The organism is Spirosoma profusum (assembly GCF_014699005.1).
Classification (GTDB): domain Bacteria; phylum Bacteroidota; class Bacteroidia; order Cytophagales; family Spirosomataceae; genus Spirosoma; species Spirosoma profusum.
The window spans coordinates 140,079-154,247 of the sequence record NZ_JACWZY010000014.1 but is presented as its reverse complement, the minus strand read 5'-3'; the positions used below and the strand labels follow the sequence as shown (position 1 = coordinate 154,247).

Sequence of the window (14,169 nt, the reverse complement as noted above, 5' to 3'; positions counted from 1 at the left end):
AACGTATTGATTTTAGATGAGAGACGTAGTAAACGTCTCTTTTTTATTGCCGAATAATCAGTCGCATTTCACCGATTTTACCAAATCAAATACCGATATTTGGGGATTAACGACCTGACTTCTATGAATCACCAATTACTAACCAAATCTATTTTTGCCGGACTGGCGTTTGGTTTTACTACGTTGACAACCCATGCGCAAACGCTATCTGGTTTTATTCCGGGCCGTCAGGCGGAGCAGCTCAAACTCGAATCAGAGTTTAAGAGTAAGCAGTCGTCGGCGGCTTTCAAAAATCACCTCGAAAAACTGAGCAGTGTTCCGCACATTACAGGCTCGAAAGAAAATGAGCAGGTTCGCGATTACATTGCCGAAACCATGCGCCGGGCGGGCTGGCAGGTCGATATTTATCCGCACGACGTATTGCTTCCAAAAGGCCCCGGCGAAATTGCGGTAGAGCTGGTCGAACCGATACGTCAGCCACTGAATATTAGAGAGTTTTTATTTAAAGAAGACAAATATAGCAGCGATCCTCGACTCACGCCCGGCTATAATGCCTGGTCAGGTTCGGGCGACGTAACGGCGGAAGTGGTATACGCCAACTACGGTCGTAAAGAAGATTTTGAGCAACTGAAAGCGATGGGAATTTCGGTGAAAGACAAAATCGTTCTGGCTCGGTATGGCGGTAACTTCCGGGGTTACAAAGCCCAGTTTGCGCAGGCTGCCGGAGCCATCGGTGTTATCATTTTCACTGACCCCGCCGACAGTGGCTACATGCGCGGACTCACCTTTCCCGAAGGCCCTTATTACAGCGAGAGCGTGATTCAACGCGGTTCATTGATTACTACACCCTACACCGGCGACCCACTTACACCAGGCGAGGCAGCCCTGCCAATGGACGCCAAAAACACACCTAAACGTCTCGACTTAAAAGACGTAGTACTTCATAAAATTCCGGTTACACCCCTCCCCTACGGTTCAGCCACCGAAATCCTGAAACGTATGATGGGCGCTCGCGCGGTTCCGGCAGGCTGGCAGGGAGGTTTGCCATATACGTATCGTCTCGAAGGCGGTTCTGCCTTAAAAGTCCGGCTGATGGTAAAGCAGGAGAAAGCCATTCAGCGGATTTATGAGGTAGTTGGTACGTTGACTGGGGCCGAATTTCCAGACGAATGGATTATTGCCGGTTGCCACTACGATGCCTGGTCATACGGCGCTACAGATCCGAACTCAGGTACAGCTATGTTGCTGAGTATGACCGAATCGCTGGGAAAACTTGCTAAAGCTGGGCAGCGGCCCCGACGTACCATCAAGGTTTGTCACTGGGATGCCGAAGAACCGGGCGTGATTGGGTCGGCCGAATGGAGCGAACAATTCCGCGACGAACTTACGCAGAAGGGAGTAGTTTACATGAACTACGATGCTGCCGTTTCAGGGCGCATTTTTGGGGCTAGTGCTTCACCATCAATGAAAAAACTGCTTATTGAGGCTACACAATCCGTTCAATACCCCGATTCCAACAAAACGGTTTATCAGCACTGGATGGCACAGAAAGCTATGGGTAGCCCTACACACGTAACAGGCTCGTCGGCGCCGGCAGTGCTGGCCGGTGAACCCAGTATTGGTAATCTTGGGGGAGGCTCCGACCATATTGCTCCGTACATGCATATTGGCATTCCAGCGCTGAGTGCCGGTATGGAAGGCCCTACGCTTTATCATTCACAGTACGACGATTTGTATTTCTATGATAAGTTCGCCGACCCGACTTACAAGATGGGCGCAACGATGGAACAGGTTGTGGGAACCATGACGCTACGTCTGGCCAACGCCGATCTGGTTCCTTACGACGTAGCACGCTACCCCGCCGACCTGGCTATTCACCTGAAAGCAGCCGAAAAAGCGATTCAGGCCTACGCGCCAACGTACTCGATTGCTACGTTGCTGACGGCGGTCGATGCGCTGAAAAAGAACGCCGACGCCTGCGAGACAGCTCGTCAAACCTATCTGAAGGCGGGTCGTACTGACAAACTGATTGAATTGAATAAAGAACTCCGTATGCTTGAACGCTCATTCATCGACCCAAAAGGTAATGCTTTCGGCGGCTGGTATAAGTCGCTTTACGCGTCATCTGATCCGAACAGCGGATACGCGTCGTGGATGCTACCCGGACTTTTATATGAAGCATCACTTAAATCAACGGCGAACCTTCCTGATCTGGAAGTCCGCTACAAAAAAGCGATTCAAACCCTGAGCGATAAATTACAAATGCTTGCACAGGGAATGGGCACACCAGCGGCAATTGGAGGAAGCAAATAGGCAATTGTAACGTAGCATTGAGCACTATTGCTCAGTCTTACTGGAAAGGGACTGATTACTTTTGGTAGGAGGCAGGAGCGAGGAGGGTGGAATTTGAATCATAAATTCACTGCCTTTCCCGACTTCGCTTTTGACCCAGATGGACCATTTATGGGCGTGAATGATACGTTGCACATAGCTAAGCCCTAATCCGAAACCCTTGACGCTGGGCTGATTGCGATCGTGTACCCGGAAAAATGGCTGAAAAATTTGTGAAACCAGTTTGGGTGGAATCCCAACTCCCCGGTCTTTGATAGCTATAGTCAGTCCATCCCGATTGGTAGTGGTCTGGATGGTAATTTCGGGTTCGCCGACACTGTATTTAATAGCATTATCCAGCAAATTGTAAAATACGTTGGTGATGTGAAGCCGATCAGCCAGGAGATGCGGATCAGTTCCTGCAAGTGTCAGTTTCAGATAATCGCCATGACGTTCGGCCACGGAACGTAGCAGGTGGTGCAGTTGAATAGGTTCGGGGTTCACTACCAACGTATTACGGTCGGCGCGGGCCAGTGTAAGCATGGTTTCGACCTGCTGCTGAAGTCGTTCGGTCTCCTCACGAATAATACGAACATATTTCTGCGTGCGTTCCGGCTGGTCGCGGGCAATGGGCGAATCCAGAATATCGGCCGACATGCGGATGGCACTGATGGGTGTCTGAAACTCATGCACAATCGAATTCAGGACTTCCGTCTGCACAACGGACGCTGGCTGGCGACGTAACAACCACCAGACCAGGTAGCCAATGATCATCTGCGTGACCAGGACAAGACCAAATAAGGTAAGCCAACGTACCGATGGAGAAAGTGTAGAAACCAAATCAACCAGCGCATCCCATTTCCAATATACTATTCCCCCCGTGCCTACTAGAACGAGAAGTACCCACGCTAATATCCGATAGGCTGTAGAACGGTGCAGCATAATGCTGGCTTAGGCTGTCATTTATGGACGGTAAAGAAGCTAAATTAATTAATTAGGTACAAGCAGAAATTACGTAAATGCAAATAAATGTTATGATGACAACTATTAAATATTATGTAATTGCAAAAAGAGCCTGAATTAGCAGGCTCTTTCGATCAACAAAAAGTTAGTATATTAAGCATTTTCGGAAGCGGCTGCTGGAGCAGGCGTAGCGGTTGCAGTTGCTTTAGCTCTAGGAGCTGGTGATTTTTTCGGAGCTGGTTTTGCAGCAGCGGCTGGCTTCGGCGTCGGGCGAGCTGCTTTTACAGCATCCGTTGCAGACTCAGCTACTTTGTCGACTGCCTTGTTAGCAGTACGTTTTGCATTCTTTTCGGCTTTAGCCAGATTCTTCTTAGCCTTAGCCGTTTCTTTCTTCACTTTCTTGGCCGGCTTGGCTGCTTTTTTCTCAGCACTGTGCATGAGTTTAGCCAATTTTTTCGCCAGTTTCTCTGCCGATTTCTCGATAGATTTTTTCATTTTTTTGGTGGCTTCACCGGCTTCACTTAGCTTGGTTTCAATCGAACTGACGATTTCGGCAGTCAGCGATTTTTGTTTTGTTTTTATGGTTTTGTTCGCCATTGGATTGGTAGGAAAAAATTTACAAATAAATACGGATTTTTTGGCACAATCAAAAGTCCAATATTAAGTTTTTGTTACATTTTCTGGAGAAAATCCCAGCAAATGATGCCAGTTGTTACAGCAATATTCAAGGAGTGTTTCGTACCAAATTGAGGTACTTCAAGCACCAGATTGGCCTGTTGCACAACCTCATCCCGTACGCCTGTCACTTCGTTACCCAACACAAAAGCATACGGTTTGTTTAATTCTGGGGCAAAATCATTTAGCAACACGCTGCCTTCAGCTTGTTCAACGGCTGCAATAACCCATCCATCCGCCTGTAATTGCCCAACAAGTTGCGTTACGTCAGAAACATATTCCCAATCGACCGATTCGGTTGCCCCGAGAGCAGTTTTGGTAATATCGCGGTGAGGAGGCTGGCCGGTAATGCCGCACAAATAAAGTTTCTGCGCCCGGAATGCATCAGCCGTGCGAAACACCGATCCCACGTTATTCAAGCTACGTATATCGTCCAGAATGAGGCAGTACGGGAATTTTTTAGCGGTTTTAAAGTCTTCGACAGATAAACGGTTGAGTTCGTCGAGGGAGAGTTTACGCATTGGTTTGTTTGAGATTATCACGAAGTAGTTGCCGAATATCATGCAACGTATCACGCATTTCGGCCAGAAGAATTTGGTCTGTTTCGGCAGGTTTTTGTCCCGTTCGGGAAGCTATTAATTTCTGACGTTGTTCAAGAATCTGATTTCGGAAATTTTGCGCGTCGATTATTCCAATCAGTTCCATGTTATGCGCCTGATTTGGGCTTTGTCCGGCGGTTTCAAATTTCAGAATACACAAATCGAAATAACGTAACAGCGGCCCCGCGACAAACGTAACATCCTGAATATTTTCGAGCGGAATCGTTTTCTCGACGTGAACAAGAATACCTTTCTGGAAACGTAGCGAACGGTCTGTTAACTCGCATTCGAGGTTACGGAAATAGTGGCTGCTCCACCATTGTCCCGCCCCTAGTAACCAGATGGGTATTAATACGATACCAATTACAGTCACTAGCAGAATAAATGCTACGTAGAGAAGTAAGTACGTTCGAATGATGGGGTTGAACTGCGCTTTTACAGAGAATGCAGGCTCAGTTTGTGTCATGACTGAAAGGGAGGTTATTCAAGTGTACAAAGCGAACAATAAAGGCGAAAATTGGCCAATTTCTCGGTAAATTTTGCTATTTTTGTTTTAATACAATCCAACGAAATTCAGTGAAAACCGCCACCGCAGCAAAGCCTCAGTCGAAGAAAAACGAAACTCCTCTTAATCGCCAGTATAACCAGATAAAAGCCAAATATCCCGGTGCTTTGCTGCTCTTTCGCGTCGGTGATTTTTATGAAACGTTCGGCGAAGATGCTGTTAAAGCCAGTAAAATTCTGGGGATTACGCTCACCAAACGTAACAACGGCGGGTCAAATGAAGAACTGGCCGGTTTTCCGCATCACTCTCTCGATACACATCTCCCCAAACTCGTTCGGGCGGGCGAGCGCGTAGCCATCTGCGATCAATTGGAAGACCCTGCTCTTGCCAAAGGGATTGTGCGTCGGGGCGTAACGGAATTGGTGACGCCCGGTGTGTCATTCAACGACAACGTACTGGATACCAGACGTAACAACTATCTTGCCGCCGTACATTTCGGTAAAGGCGAGGATCAGTTTGGTGTATCATTTCTGGATATTTCGACGGGCGAATTTCTGGCTTCGCAGGGTAATTCGGCTTATGTCGATAAACTGTTGCAAAGTTTCAATCCATCGGAGGTTTTGTACTGCAAACGTAACAGGGCTGAGTTCGGCGTTCTGTTCGGTGATAAGTTTCATACCTATACCCTTGAAGACTGGGCCTTCACCTACGATTTTGGCTACAATTTCCTGAAACAGCATTTTCAGACCACGTCGCTGAAAGGGTTTGGTATTGAAGGGTTGCCCGACGGTATTGTTTCAGCCGGGGTGATTCTACACTACCTCAACGAAACTGAACACAAAGACCTTCAGCACATTACCCGCGTAACCCGACTTGAAGAAGATCGCTACGTCTGGCTCGACCGTTTCACCATTCGCAATCTCGAACTGACAGCTGCCCAGCAGGAAGGTGGCGTACCGCTTATTCAGATTCTGGATCAGACAGTTACGCCGATGGGTGCGCGGCTGCTACGTAAATGGCTGAGCCTTCCGCTCAAGGAAAAGGCCCTGATCGACGAACGGCTGAACATGGTCGAGCTTCTCGCTGGTGATATTGATCTGGCCGATACGTTAGTGAATCACTTACGGCAAATCGGCGATCTGGAGCGATTGGTGTCGAAAGTGGCGGTTCGTCGGATAAATCCTCGAGAGCTGTTGCAGCTCAAACGGTCGTTGCAACACGTATTACCGATCAAGGAATTACTGATCACTGCCTTGAGTCAGCAAGAGTCGCCTTCGCTCAAAAAATACGCCGACCAATTGAATCCCGTTACGTTCCTGCTCGACAGAATCGAAGCTGAACTGCGCGAAGATCCGCCAACGCTTTCGAATCAGGGTGGTATGATTAAATCCGGCATCAATCCTGAACTGGACGAGCTCACGGCCATCGCTTATACGGGTAAAGATTATCTGCTTCAGTTGCAGGAGCGTGAGGTGGAACGTACCGGCATTAGTTCGCTCAAAGTGGCTTATAATAAAGTGTTTGGCTACTATCTGGAAGTGACGCACGCCCACAAAAATCGGGTGCCCGACGACTGGATTCGGAAGCAGACGCTCGTAAACGCCGAACGCTACATTACGCCCGAGTTGAAAGAATATGAGGACAAAATACTGAATGCGGAAGAGCAGATTTTTCAGATTGAGGCCCGTATGTTTAACGAAATGGTGATATCAGCCGGTGAATACGTTGGAGCGATTCAGCAAAATGCCCGTGTGTTATCTGTGCTCGACGTACTGGCATCGTTTGCGCGGATTGCTGTTAAAAATAAATACGTTCGTCCGCAGATCAACGAAAGCAAAGCGTTGACGATCAAAGATGGACGCCATCCGGTTATTGAGCAACAATTGCCCCCGGGCGAACCATACATTCCCAACGATATTTTTCTGGACGACGAAACCCAGCAAATTATCATCATTACTGGTCCGAACATGGCTGGTAAATCGGCTCTGCTACGTCAGACGGCACTTATTGTACTGATGGCGCAGGCGGGCAGTTTTGTACCTGCTACGTTGGCTGAAATCGGGATTGTCGATAAGATTTTTACGCGGGTGGGAGCTAGTGATAACCTATCGCGGGGCGAAAGTACGTTCATGGTCGAGATGACCGAAACGGCCAGTATTCTGAACAACCTCAGCGAACGTAGTCTGGTGCTGATGGACGAAATTGGTCGGGGAACGAGTACGTATGATGGCGTGTCGATTGCCTGGGCGATTACTGAATACCTGCACAATAAAACCGATTGTCGCCCCAAAACGCTGTTTGCTACGCACTACCACGAACTGAACGACCTGGCGAGTGATAACCAACGTATCAAGAATTTCAACGTAGCGGTAAAAGAGTTAGGCAACAAAGTAATTTTCTTACGTAAGCTGAAAGAAGGAGGCTCGGAGCATAGTTTTGGGATACACGTAGCACAAATGGCCGGAATGCCCGCCCAGATTGTGAATCGGGCCACCGAGATTTTAAAACAGTTAGAATCGTCGCACGGCCGCGAAAACAACAAGGAACGTATCAGGGAAGCTGTTCCACAGGAACGTGAACTGGCGCTACGTATCATCGAATCGGGCGACCCCAAATCCGAAGCCATCAAAGAAAAACTACGCACCATCGACGTAAACCGCCTGACACCCATTGAAGCTTTACTGAAGCTGAATGAACTACTGAAGCTGGTGGAGTAAAGGAAAAGCGGTTACTTACTTTTGACAATAATGGTTATTTGTTACCCTATGATATTGTTTCGGTTGAATGGGAAACGGTTGTGCAAACATTCGGTGGTAATAGATGGCGTCAAAGTTTATTGAGTGATTATGCGCTTTTTACAGAGGTATTTCGTAATCATTTGCCAGTAGCTCATAGACAGTGGATTGGCGGCAGTTTCGTCAGTAATTTGAAAAAACCGGGTGATATTGACGTAATCGTGTTCATTCTACACACGCATTTTTCTCATGTCGAAAATGAGTTAAAACAATTGAAAAAGAATGGGTAGGCAGAGTCGATTGTTATTTTGTCGAGATATACCCACCAGACCATCGGAAGTATGAAATAGGTCGGTCTGATGAATTAACTTGGTATCACTTTCTTCGAACCGATCGCCGAAAACACCAAAAGGAATCCTTGAACTAAATGTTGCTTATGGAAATTAATGATGAACTGGAAATCCAGCTTTTCCATACTCTTGAACAGGTCAAACAGATGAATGAAGCCATTCGTCGTCACCAAGGAGCTTATGAACCAAATACATTTATGATCGAGCAATTTCAGGAAGTAAAAAATCGACTGACTGATGAGCTTCGATCCTTATTATCGCAGGTGACCGAAATGCGCTGGCAGGCTGCGGCTTGAAAAAGAGTAGCATTTGCTGATGAGAACAAACTCTTTACTGAAATAACCATTAGTAAACAACAACTTAAATGGAATTAAACGTATTAACCGCCCCGCTCACCGTACAGGAGATTGAATGGCGCGTGCAGAGCCAGACCAAAGATGGTCAGAAGATTATTGTGGTGCCGTACATCACCAACCGATGCGTGATGCAACGTTTCGACGAACAGTTTGGCTGGGCCGGCTGGCAAAACGAAATTAAGGAAATTGAAGGTGGATTTTTGTGCACCATTACGGCCGTGCTGCCCGGTGGTGAAGTTGTCCGAAAAACGGATGGAGCCAGCCGAACGAGCGTTGAACCCGTTAAAGGCGGTATCAGCGACGCCATGAAAAGGGCAGCCGTTCAGTTCGGTCTTGGCCGGGCACTTTATGATTTCCCCAAAGTGCTCATTCAAACCACCGACAAATACATTCCTGATTGGGCGACGCCTTTGCTGGACAAAATGGTTGAGAAAATTAACGGTGGAGGCACCGTGCGTGACGTAGTGGTGCTGAAACCCGAGCACGCCAAACCTACAGCTAAAGCTGTATGAGTGATGAACGATGAGGGATAAACGGTCCGCCGTTTATCCCTCATCGTTCATCACTCATCATACATCAAACCACTTGTCGCCCCGACGAACAGTCTGAACGGTAACGATGGTGGGTGCTGATTCGTAAAAATCGAACAACGAACGACCAAGCAGTTCATGACTTACGGCGCTAAGATGCTTCGAATCATCAGGTAGAAAATATTCGTCGCTGGCCCCAATAACCGAGTTAGTTTCAAAAATGCTTACTAACTGTTTTTCCGCAAGTGACAACATGATGTTGCCGCTGCGTTGGCTCAACCACTGTTCCAGCGGATGTTGGTTCGGGAAGGGAGTCAGTAACAGAACTTTATGCCGATAAGGTCGTATCTGCTTTAACAATGCGCCGAAATAGGTACGTGAACGAATTGGCAATACCGATGTCAGCAGTAAGCCTAAGCTAGTTTTAAGCCGACTGACGAACGGCATACGCTCATTTTTAAAGCCGACTTCGGGCAGATAAGGCAGTAATGGCTGATTATCTTTGTGCTTACGTACTGGATTTATCGGTTGAATGATCGCAACATCGAGTTGAAGTATAATTAGGTCATACTGCTCCAATGGTAGTTTTTTTAGTGTTGACAGCCCCTGCATCATGCTATGAAACGCATAGGCTTCCACAGACACGGCTTGCCCCGACCGTTTGATTTGTCGAATAAAATGACCTATATAGCTTAATTTACCGCCTGGTAACCCATAGCCGTAGGTATGTCCATCGCCAATTACTAATACGTTCATCTGCTAAGCATTCATGGTGGTGAATTAGCCCTTTTCAGTCAGTACGTAGTCAGGAAGCCGAATGTGGCAGAAATGTTGAAAAATAGTAGCAACCTGTCTGATTCGTGCAACGTTACACGTTGGTAATGCGTAGTGTAGTTATAGTCAGAAACGTTTACATAAATCAATCCAAACTTTGTTTTTTCGGAAATCGTCATCGTTCGCCGATAATGACCTCATTAGTGTCATCAGGGCTTGTCGTGCCAACGACCCAAGGGCGCAACGAACGCTGTTCAAACAATTTTTTGGATATGCAAAAAGTATCTGCCTGCGCTACACGTCGAATATTGAAGAAGCAGAAGACGTATTGAATGAAGGGTTTCTAAAAGCCTTTCAGCATTTAGACAGTTACGACGAAACGCTTCCGTTCAAAGCCTGGCTACGTACCATTCTGGTTAACACAGCGATTAGTCATTATCGCAAAAATCAACGGTTCGAACAGCATAGTTCGCTGGAAAACGGTGAGCAGGTTGCCTTCGACGACGACGTAGTAGATCGGATTGCCGCCGAAGAAATTCTGGCGCTCGTGCAACAACTCAGCCCGACGTATCGAACCGTGTTTATGATGCACGTAGTAGACGGCTACAGCCTCCACGAAATTGCCGGACTTTTAAGCCATAACGAGGCCACGGTACGTTCTAACTTCGCCCGAGCCCGTCAGAAACTACAGTTACTCATCAAACAAGCATATCCATCTTTCGAAAAAGTTGGCCCATCGGCCACTTCACCTTATCATGAAAACTGACCGATTTACCGATATTATCCGGCGAAAACTGGAAAGTATTCGGCCGGACTTCACCGAAAAAGACTGGGCGCGTATGCAGGCCACGCTTCAGCAGGCCAACGTACCGCAGCCAGGAGCGTCGGGCACCGGGCATCCCTTTAGTGGTGGTGTCTGGTCGGCGCAGCCCTGGCTTATGGCTGCCGCAGCCGTCAGCACGGTGGTTCTGGTTACGCTCAGTGTCTGGCAACGACGCGAAATCAATACGTTACGGCAAACTGTAAGCGAACTCTCGAAGCATCGAACCGTAAAGCCAGCACTGCCTGCACCTGATGCTACGTCTCAATCGCAACGTAACACCGACGTAGCAGGCACAACTAAAACAGGCCAGCTTAATGAGCCTGATAAGCAAAACGTTACGTCTCAAAATGCTACGTTGCCAACGAATCTACGCGATACGGTTTACATTACCCGTTACGTAGCGGTTCCATCACGTGGTCGCCCGGAGACTGTGGATGACTTACACGCTGAACCACGAACCAATTCAACACTTGCTCAACGAGGTCCGGCTAACAGCCGCGAAAAAATTCAAGCGGAAACCCATAATGTAGCCAATAATCTACCAACTAATACCGAATCGTATGACGTTTCCTCTACTCCCACTTCCGTTGAAAAAAGCAGTAGTACTACGTCGGACAATCCGGCGATTCAGTCTAATCCAAACTCATCGGGGAATGACCGTGTTGCCGGAAATAAGGGAAATAAAGGGTCCTCAGGTCAGTCGGTTGAAGGTGGCAATACCCGCCGAACGACATTCCCAACCTCGGACTACGTAGCGAATCAGCCGACGAGGGCAGGCAATGCTAATGCAGGAAACTCAGGCAATACAATCATTTCGGATAATTCGGTTGCGGGTACGACCAATGCTGCTCCACAATCCGAAGGCAACGTAACGCCCGAAACAGAAGTTGGTACAGGCGTCGTAGCGTATGAACTTGCTCCAAGTCACACCTTATCGCTGGCATCTGCCAACTGGAATGCATTACTCGCGCAGCGTGCCCGCAAGATGCGTTCGGCCCGAACAACTGTTGTGAATCAGACGCCTACCAGCCAACCTGTTCAGCGCCTTGCTACCCGTTTCCGGGCTGGAGTCGGTGGCGAATTTGATTCACGTCTCTGGAGCGCTGGTGTATTTACCGAAGCCTTGTTTGGCCGTCATTTTATGCTTGGTTTAGGTATTAATCAGGCTACTTACATGAACGGTATGTTCATCACAGCCGACGAATTCGACTTAAGGACGAATCGGGATTTCCGGCGGGAATTTGGGTTTGGCCTTCCACCTACAGTCGATCTCAAAGGCGACGTCATCAATATTGACTCCAAACTGGTACGTGTTCAGTTGCCTATTAGCGTGGGTTATCGCCTGCCACTTAATCAGTCACTGACGATGGTATCGATGTTGGGAACGTATATGGTACTCAGCAATACGGAGCGGGTAACGTATTATTATCGCAAATATTCAAGAGCAGGTTTCACCGAAGCTAATTTCAAGGCCGACCGCCCGGTTGATCTGTTCAATTCAATAGCGTTTAGCCCCGGACTGGAGTGGCAAAATAAACATCTGGTAATTCAGGCAGCGCCAGTAATGACCGTTCCGACCTGCTTTTATACAGCGCCGGGCCCCAACTGGCAACCAACAACAACTATCGGCCTGAGAGCGAGGCTGTTATATCAGTTCTAATAAAACGAATTCGCATAACCAAAAATGGCTCGAACATTACGTGTTCGAGCCATTTTTGGTTGAGTAGGCCACGACAGGCTCTGGCTGTCGTGGCCTTTCTTACTTACTCGCAGAAACGCGCCAGATACGTCCGGACGTATCATCAGCAACGAGCATGGAACCATCCTGTAAGATTGCGATCCCAACGGGACGACCATACACATCTTTATCATTACCTGCCACGAAGCCTGTCAGAAAATCTTCAGGTGTACCGGGTTTTCCATTCTGGAAAGGCACGAAAACAACTTTGTAGCCCGACAATTGCGAACGATTCCAGGAGCCGTGTTGACCAATGAAAGCGCCATTATGATATTTCTCAGGAAATGCCATTTTGTCGTAGAAAGCCAACCCCAGCGAGGCAGTATGTGAACCCAGTGGTACGTCGGGAACAACCGACTTTTTCACTAAATCAGGGCGTTCACCTTTTCGGCGGGGGTCTTCATGCTGACCGAAATAAGCGTAAGGCCAGCCATAAAAAGCTCCTTCTTTCACGCTCGTCAGGTAATCAGGCACGAGGTCATCGCCTAATTCATCGCGTTCATTTACAGCCGTATAAAGTGTTTTGGTAGTAGGTTGCCAGCCCATACCGACAGGATTTCGTAATCCACTGGCAAAAACACGTTCGCCGGTTCCATCTGGGTTGATCTCCAGAATATTTGCCCGTCGAAGTTCGTTCTCGATACCGTGTTCTGCTACGTTACTTCCCGAACCAACCGATACGTAGATTTTCTTTCCATCGGGGCCAGCCAGCAGATTGCGGGTCCAGTGATTGTTGTAGCCACCAGCAGGAAGCTCCAGAATCCGCTTTCCGGGTTTGGTTATTTTCGTTTGTCCGGATTTATAGTCATATCGCATCAGCCCGTCGGTATTGGCGGCATAGAACGTACTGCCCAGTACCAGCATCCCAAATGGCTGATTGAGTCCGGTCAGGAAGATTTCGCGAACTTCTGGTTTTCCATCTTTATCGGCGTCGCGAAAGAGGGTAATGCGGTTTGCGCTAGTACCTTCATTTTCAGACTTACTACGTCCTGTCACGGAGTTTACGACCTTATTTTTGATACCCTTTCGTTCGGTATTAGCCTCCGAAACGAAAATATCCCCATTGGGTGCCTGGTAAATCCAGCGGGGGTTATTCAGGTCACGGGCAAATTCGGTTACGACAAAGCCCGCCGGAGCCTGCGGTGTTTTCCCTTTAGGCCAGCCAAGAACGTTGCTAAAATTAACTGTCGATTTGGTAGCATAAGGAGCCGGAAGGTCCAGCGTTTGTGTGGCAGTTGCTACAGTATCTGCCGATTGGTTTTCCTGTTTTTTCTGCTGATTACAGGCTAAACACACCACCGCCACAGCGGCCGTGCATAAAAATGAAGTCGTTTTCATCGTTGAGTTTGCTTGTTCGGACGTTTTAGTGCTAACTCAGCCAGCCGACATCAAACGTCTGAACAATCAACTCATTGAGCAGCCGTTTGGTTACGGCTTATCTTTTTTCGCTGATAGCTCATTTCCCTCAATAGCCATCGTAAAACCCGTTACGCTTTTTGTAGCGGCATCGCGGGTGAACGTAATGACTGAGCCATACGAACTTGTTGACTTATACGTATCGGCTTTAGGTTGCTTCAGCAATTTATTTTTACCATAGCTATCGGCTTCGCCAAACAACTCACCTTTGTCGGACGTAACGGTGAATTTCTGAATTGGGCTTCCACTAGCGAAGGTGTATGAGCCGGAATAAGCCATTAGCGAGTCGGCAGATGCCGTTTGGGCGTTGGCTGAAGTGGCTAAGGTAAACAGACTGATTATTAGTCCGAAAAAGAAGATTCGTTTCATCGATT

At 47.9% G+C, this 14,169-nt stretch carries 13 protein-coding genes and 1 pseudogene; 7 read left to right on the top strand and 7 right to left on the bottom strand.

Features of this window, described 5'->3' with window-relative positions; all coding sequences use genetic code 11:
- The first annotated feature begins 123 nt into the window (after nucleotides 1-123).
- Nucleotides 124-2,313, top strand: coding sequence for a M28 family peptidase (locus IC229_RS17330; RefSeq protein ID WP_190888257.1), 2,190 nt, complete (start codon nucleotides 124-126; stop codon nucleotides 2,311-2,313).
- Nucleotides 2,314-2,337: 24 nt separating this feature from the next.
- On the opposite strand, the gene IC229_RS17325 is transcribed toward IC229_RS17330, so the two are convergent.
- The 4 genes from IC229_RS17325 to IC229_RS17310 form a co-directional block, all read right to left on the bottom strand.
- On the bottom strand, nucleotides 2,338-3,273 hold the full coding sequence (locus IC229_RS17325; RefSeq protein WP_190888256.1) for a sensor histidine kinase: 936 nt from the start codon (nucleotides 3,271-3,273) through the stop codon (nucleotides 2,338-2,340).
- Nucleotides 3,274-3,447: 174 nt separating this feature from the next.
- Nucleotides 3,448-3,891 (bottom strand): hypothetical protein, encoded by a 444-nt coding sequence (locus tag IC229_RS17320; protein WP_190888255.1) that lies wholly within the window; start codon nucleotides 3,889-3,891, stop codon nucleotides 3,448-3,450.
- Nucleotides 3,892-3,965: 74 nt separating this feature from the next.
- Nucleotides 3,966-4,490, bottom strand: coding sequence for an RNA methyltransferase (locus IC229_RS17315; RefSeq protein ID WP_190888254.1), 525 nt, complete (start codon nucleotides 4,488-4,490; stop codon nucleotides 3,966-3,968).
- Entirely contained in the window at nucleotides 4,483-5,034 is a 552-nt protein-coding gene (locus IC229_RS17310) for a PH domain-containing protein (RefSeq protein WP_190888253.1), read from the bottom strand. The genes IC229_RS17315 and IC229_RS17310 overlap by 8 nt, the downstream gene beginning before the upstream one ends.
- Before the next feature lie 110 nt (nucleotides 5,035-5,144).
- Here IC229_RS17310 and mutS point away from each other — a divergent pair, with 110 nt between their 5' ends.
- From mutS to IC229_RS17295, 4 genes and pseudogenes are all read left to right on the top strand, one after another.
- Nucleotides 5,145-7,790, top strand: a complete 2,646-nt coding sequence (mutS, locus tag IC229_RS17305; RefSeq protein ID WP_190888252.1) for a DNA mismatch repair protein MutS — start codon at nucleotides 5,145-5,147, stop codon at nucleotides 7,788-7,790.
- Nucleotides 7,791-7,819: 29 nt separating this feature from the next.
- A pseudogene (locus IC229_RS36140) lies at nucleotides 7,820-8,098 on the top strand (DUF6932 family protein); the annotation flags it as partial.
- A 146-nt stretch (nucleotides 8,099-8,244) separates the two neighbouring features.
- On the top strand, nucleotides 8,245-8,454 hold the full coding sequence (locus IC229_RS17300) for a hypothetical protein (protein ID WP_190888251.1): 210 nt from the start codon (nucleotides 8,245-8,247) through the stop codon (nucleotides 8,452-8,454).
- 68 nt (nucleotides 8,455-8,522) lie between these two features.
- Nucleotides 8,523-9,026, top strand: coding sequence for a Rad52/Rad22 family DNA repair protein (locus IC229_RS17295; RefSeq protein WP_190888250.1), 504 nt, complete (start codon nucleotides 8,523-8,525; stop codon nucleotides 9,024-9,026).
- A gap of 57 nt (nucleotides 9,027-9,083) precedes the next feature.
- Here the strand turns inward: IC229_RS17295 and IC229_RS17290 are convergent, their stop codons facing one another.
- Nucleotides 9,084-9,800 carry an SGNH/GDSL hydrolase family protein gene (locus tag IC229_RS17290; RefSeq protein ID WP_190888249.1) on the bottom strand — a complete coding sequence of 239 codons (717 nt, stop codon included), beginning with the start codon at nucleotides 9,798-9,800 and terminating at the stop codon, nucleotides 9,084-9,086.
- Between the two features lie 175 nt (nucleotides 9,801-9,975).
- Between IC229_RS17290 and IC229_RS17285 the strand changes: the two genes are divergently transcribed.
- Both IC229_RS17285 and IC229_RS17280 read left to right on the top strand, forming a co-directional pair.
- Nucleotides 9,976-10,584, top strand: coding sequence for an RNA polymerase sigma factor (locus tag IC229_RS17285; protein WP_190888248.1), 609 nt, complete (start codon nucleotides 9,976-9,978; stop codon nucleotides 10,582-10,584).
- On the top strand, nucleotides 10,574-12,301 hold the full coding sequence (locus IC229_RS17280) for a hypothetical protein (protein WP_190888247.1): 1,728 nt from the start codon (nucleotides 10,574-10,576) through the stop codon (nucleotides 12,299-12,301). Before IC229_RS17285 ends, IC229_RS17280 begins: the two co-directional genes overlap by 11 nt.
- Before the next feature lie 99 nt (nucleotides 12,302-12,400).
- Here the strand turns inward: IC229_RS17280 and IC229_RS17275 are convergent, their stop codons facing one another.
- Entirely contained in the window at nucleotides 12,401-13,717 is a 1,317-nt protein-coding gene (locus IC229_RS17275; protein WP_190888246.1) for a PQQ-dependent sugar dehydrogenase, read from the bottom strand.
- Nucleotides 13,718-13,807: 90 nt separating this feature from the next.
- Nucleotides 13,808-14,164 (bottom strand): DUF3471 domain-containing protein, encoded by a 357-nt coding sequence (locus IC229_RS17270; RefSeq protein WP_190888245.1) that lies wholly within the window; start codon nucleotides 14,162-14,164, stop codon nucleotides 13,808-13,810.
- Nucleotides 14,165-14,169 lie beyond the last annotated feature (5 nt).

What these genes read in the sequence shown, in the direction of transcription:
- IC229_RS17330 (WP_190888257.1), top strand. Translation starts at nt 124, where the DNA reads ATGAATCACCAATTACTAACCAAATCTATTTTTGCCGGACTGGCGTTT.
- IC229_RS17325 (WP_190888256.1), bottom strand. Translation starts at nt 3,273, where the DNA reads ATGCTGCACCGTTCTACAGCCTATCGGATATTAGCGTGGGTACTTCTC.
- IC229_RS17320 (WP_190888255.1), bottom strand. Translation starts at nt 3,891, where the DNA reads ATGGCGAACAAAACCATAAAAACAAAACAAAAATCGCTGACTGCCGAA.
- IC229_RS17315 (WP_190888254.1), bottom strand. Translation starts at nt 4,490, where the DNA reads ATGCGTAAACTCTCCCTCGACGAACTCAACCGTTTATCTGTCGAAGAC.
- IC229_RS17310 (WP_190888253.1), bottom strand. Translation starts at nt 5,034, where the DNA reads ATGACACAAACTGAGCCTGCATTCTCTGTAAAAGCGCAGTTCAACCCC.
- IC229_RS17300 (WP_190888251.1), top strand. Translation starts at nt 8,245, where the DNA reads ATGGAAATTAATGATGAACTGGAAATCCAGCTTTTCCATACTCTTGAA.
- IC229_RS17295 (WP_190888250.1), top strand. Translation starts at nt 8,523, where the DNA reads ATGGAATTAAACGTATTAACCGCCCCGCTCACCGTACAGGAGATTGAA.
- IC229_RS17290 (WP_190888249.1), bottom strand. Translation starts at nt 9,800, where the DNA reads ATGAACGTATTAGTAATTGGCGATGGACATACCTACGGCTATGGGTTA.
- IC229_RS17280 (WP_190888247.1), top strand. Translation starts at nt 10,574, where the DNA reads ATGAAAACTGACCGATTTACCGATATTATCCGGCGAAAACTGGAAAGT.
- IC229_RS17275 (WP_190888246.1), bottom strand. Translation starts at nt 13,717, where the DNA reads ATGAAAACGACTTCATTTTTATGCACGGCCGCTGTGGCGGTGGTGTGT.
- IC229_RS17270 (WP_190888245.1), bottom strand. Translation starts at nt 14,164, where the DNA reads ATGAAACGAATCTTCTTTTTCGGACTAATAATCAGTCTGTTTACCTTA.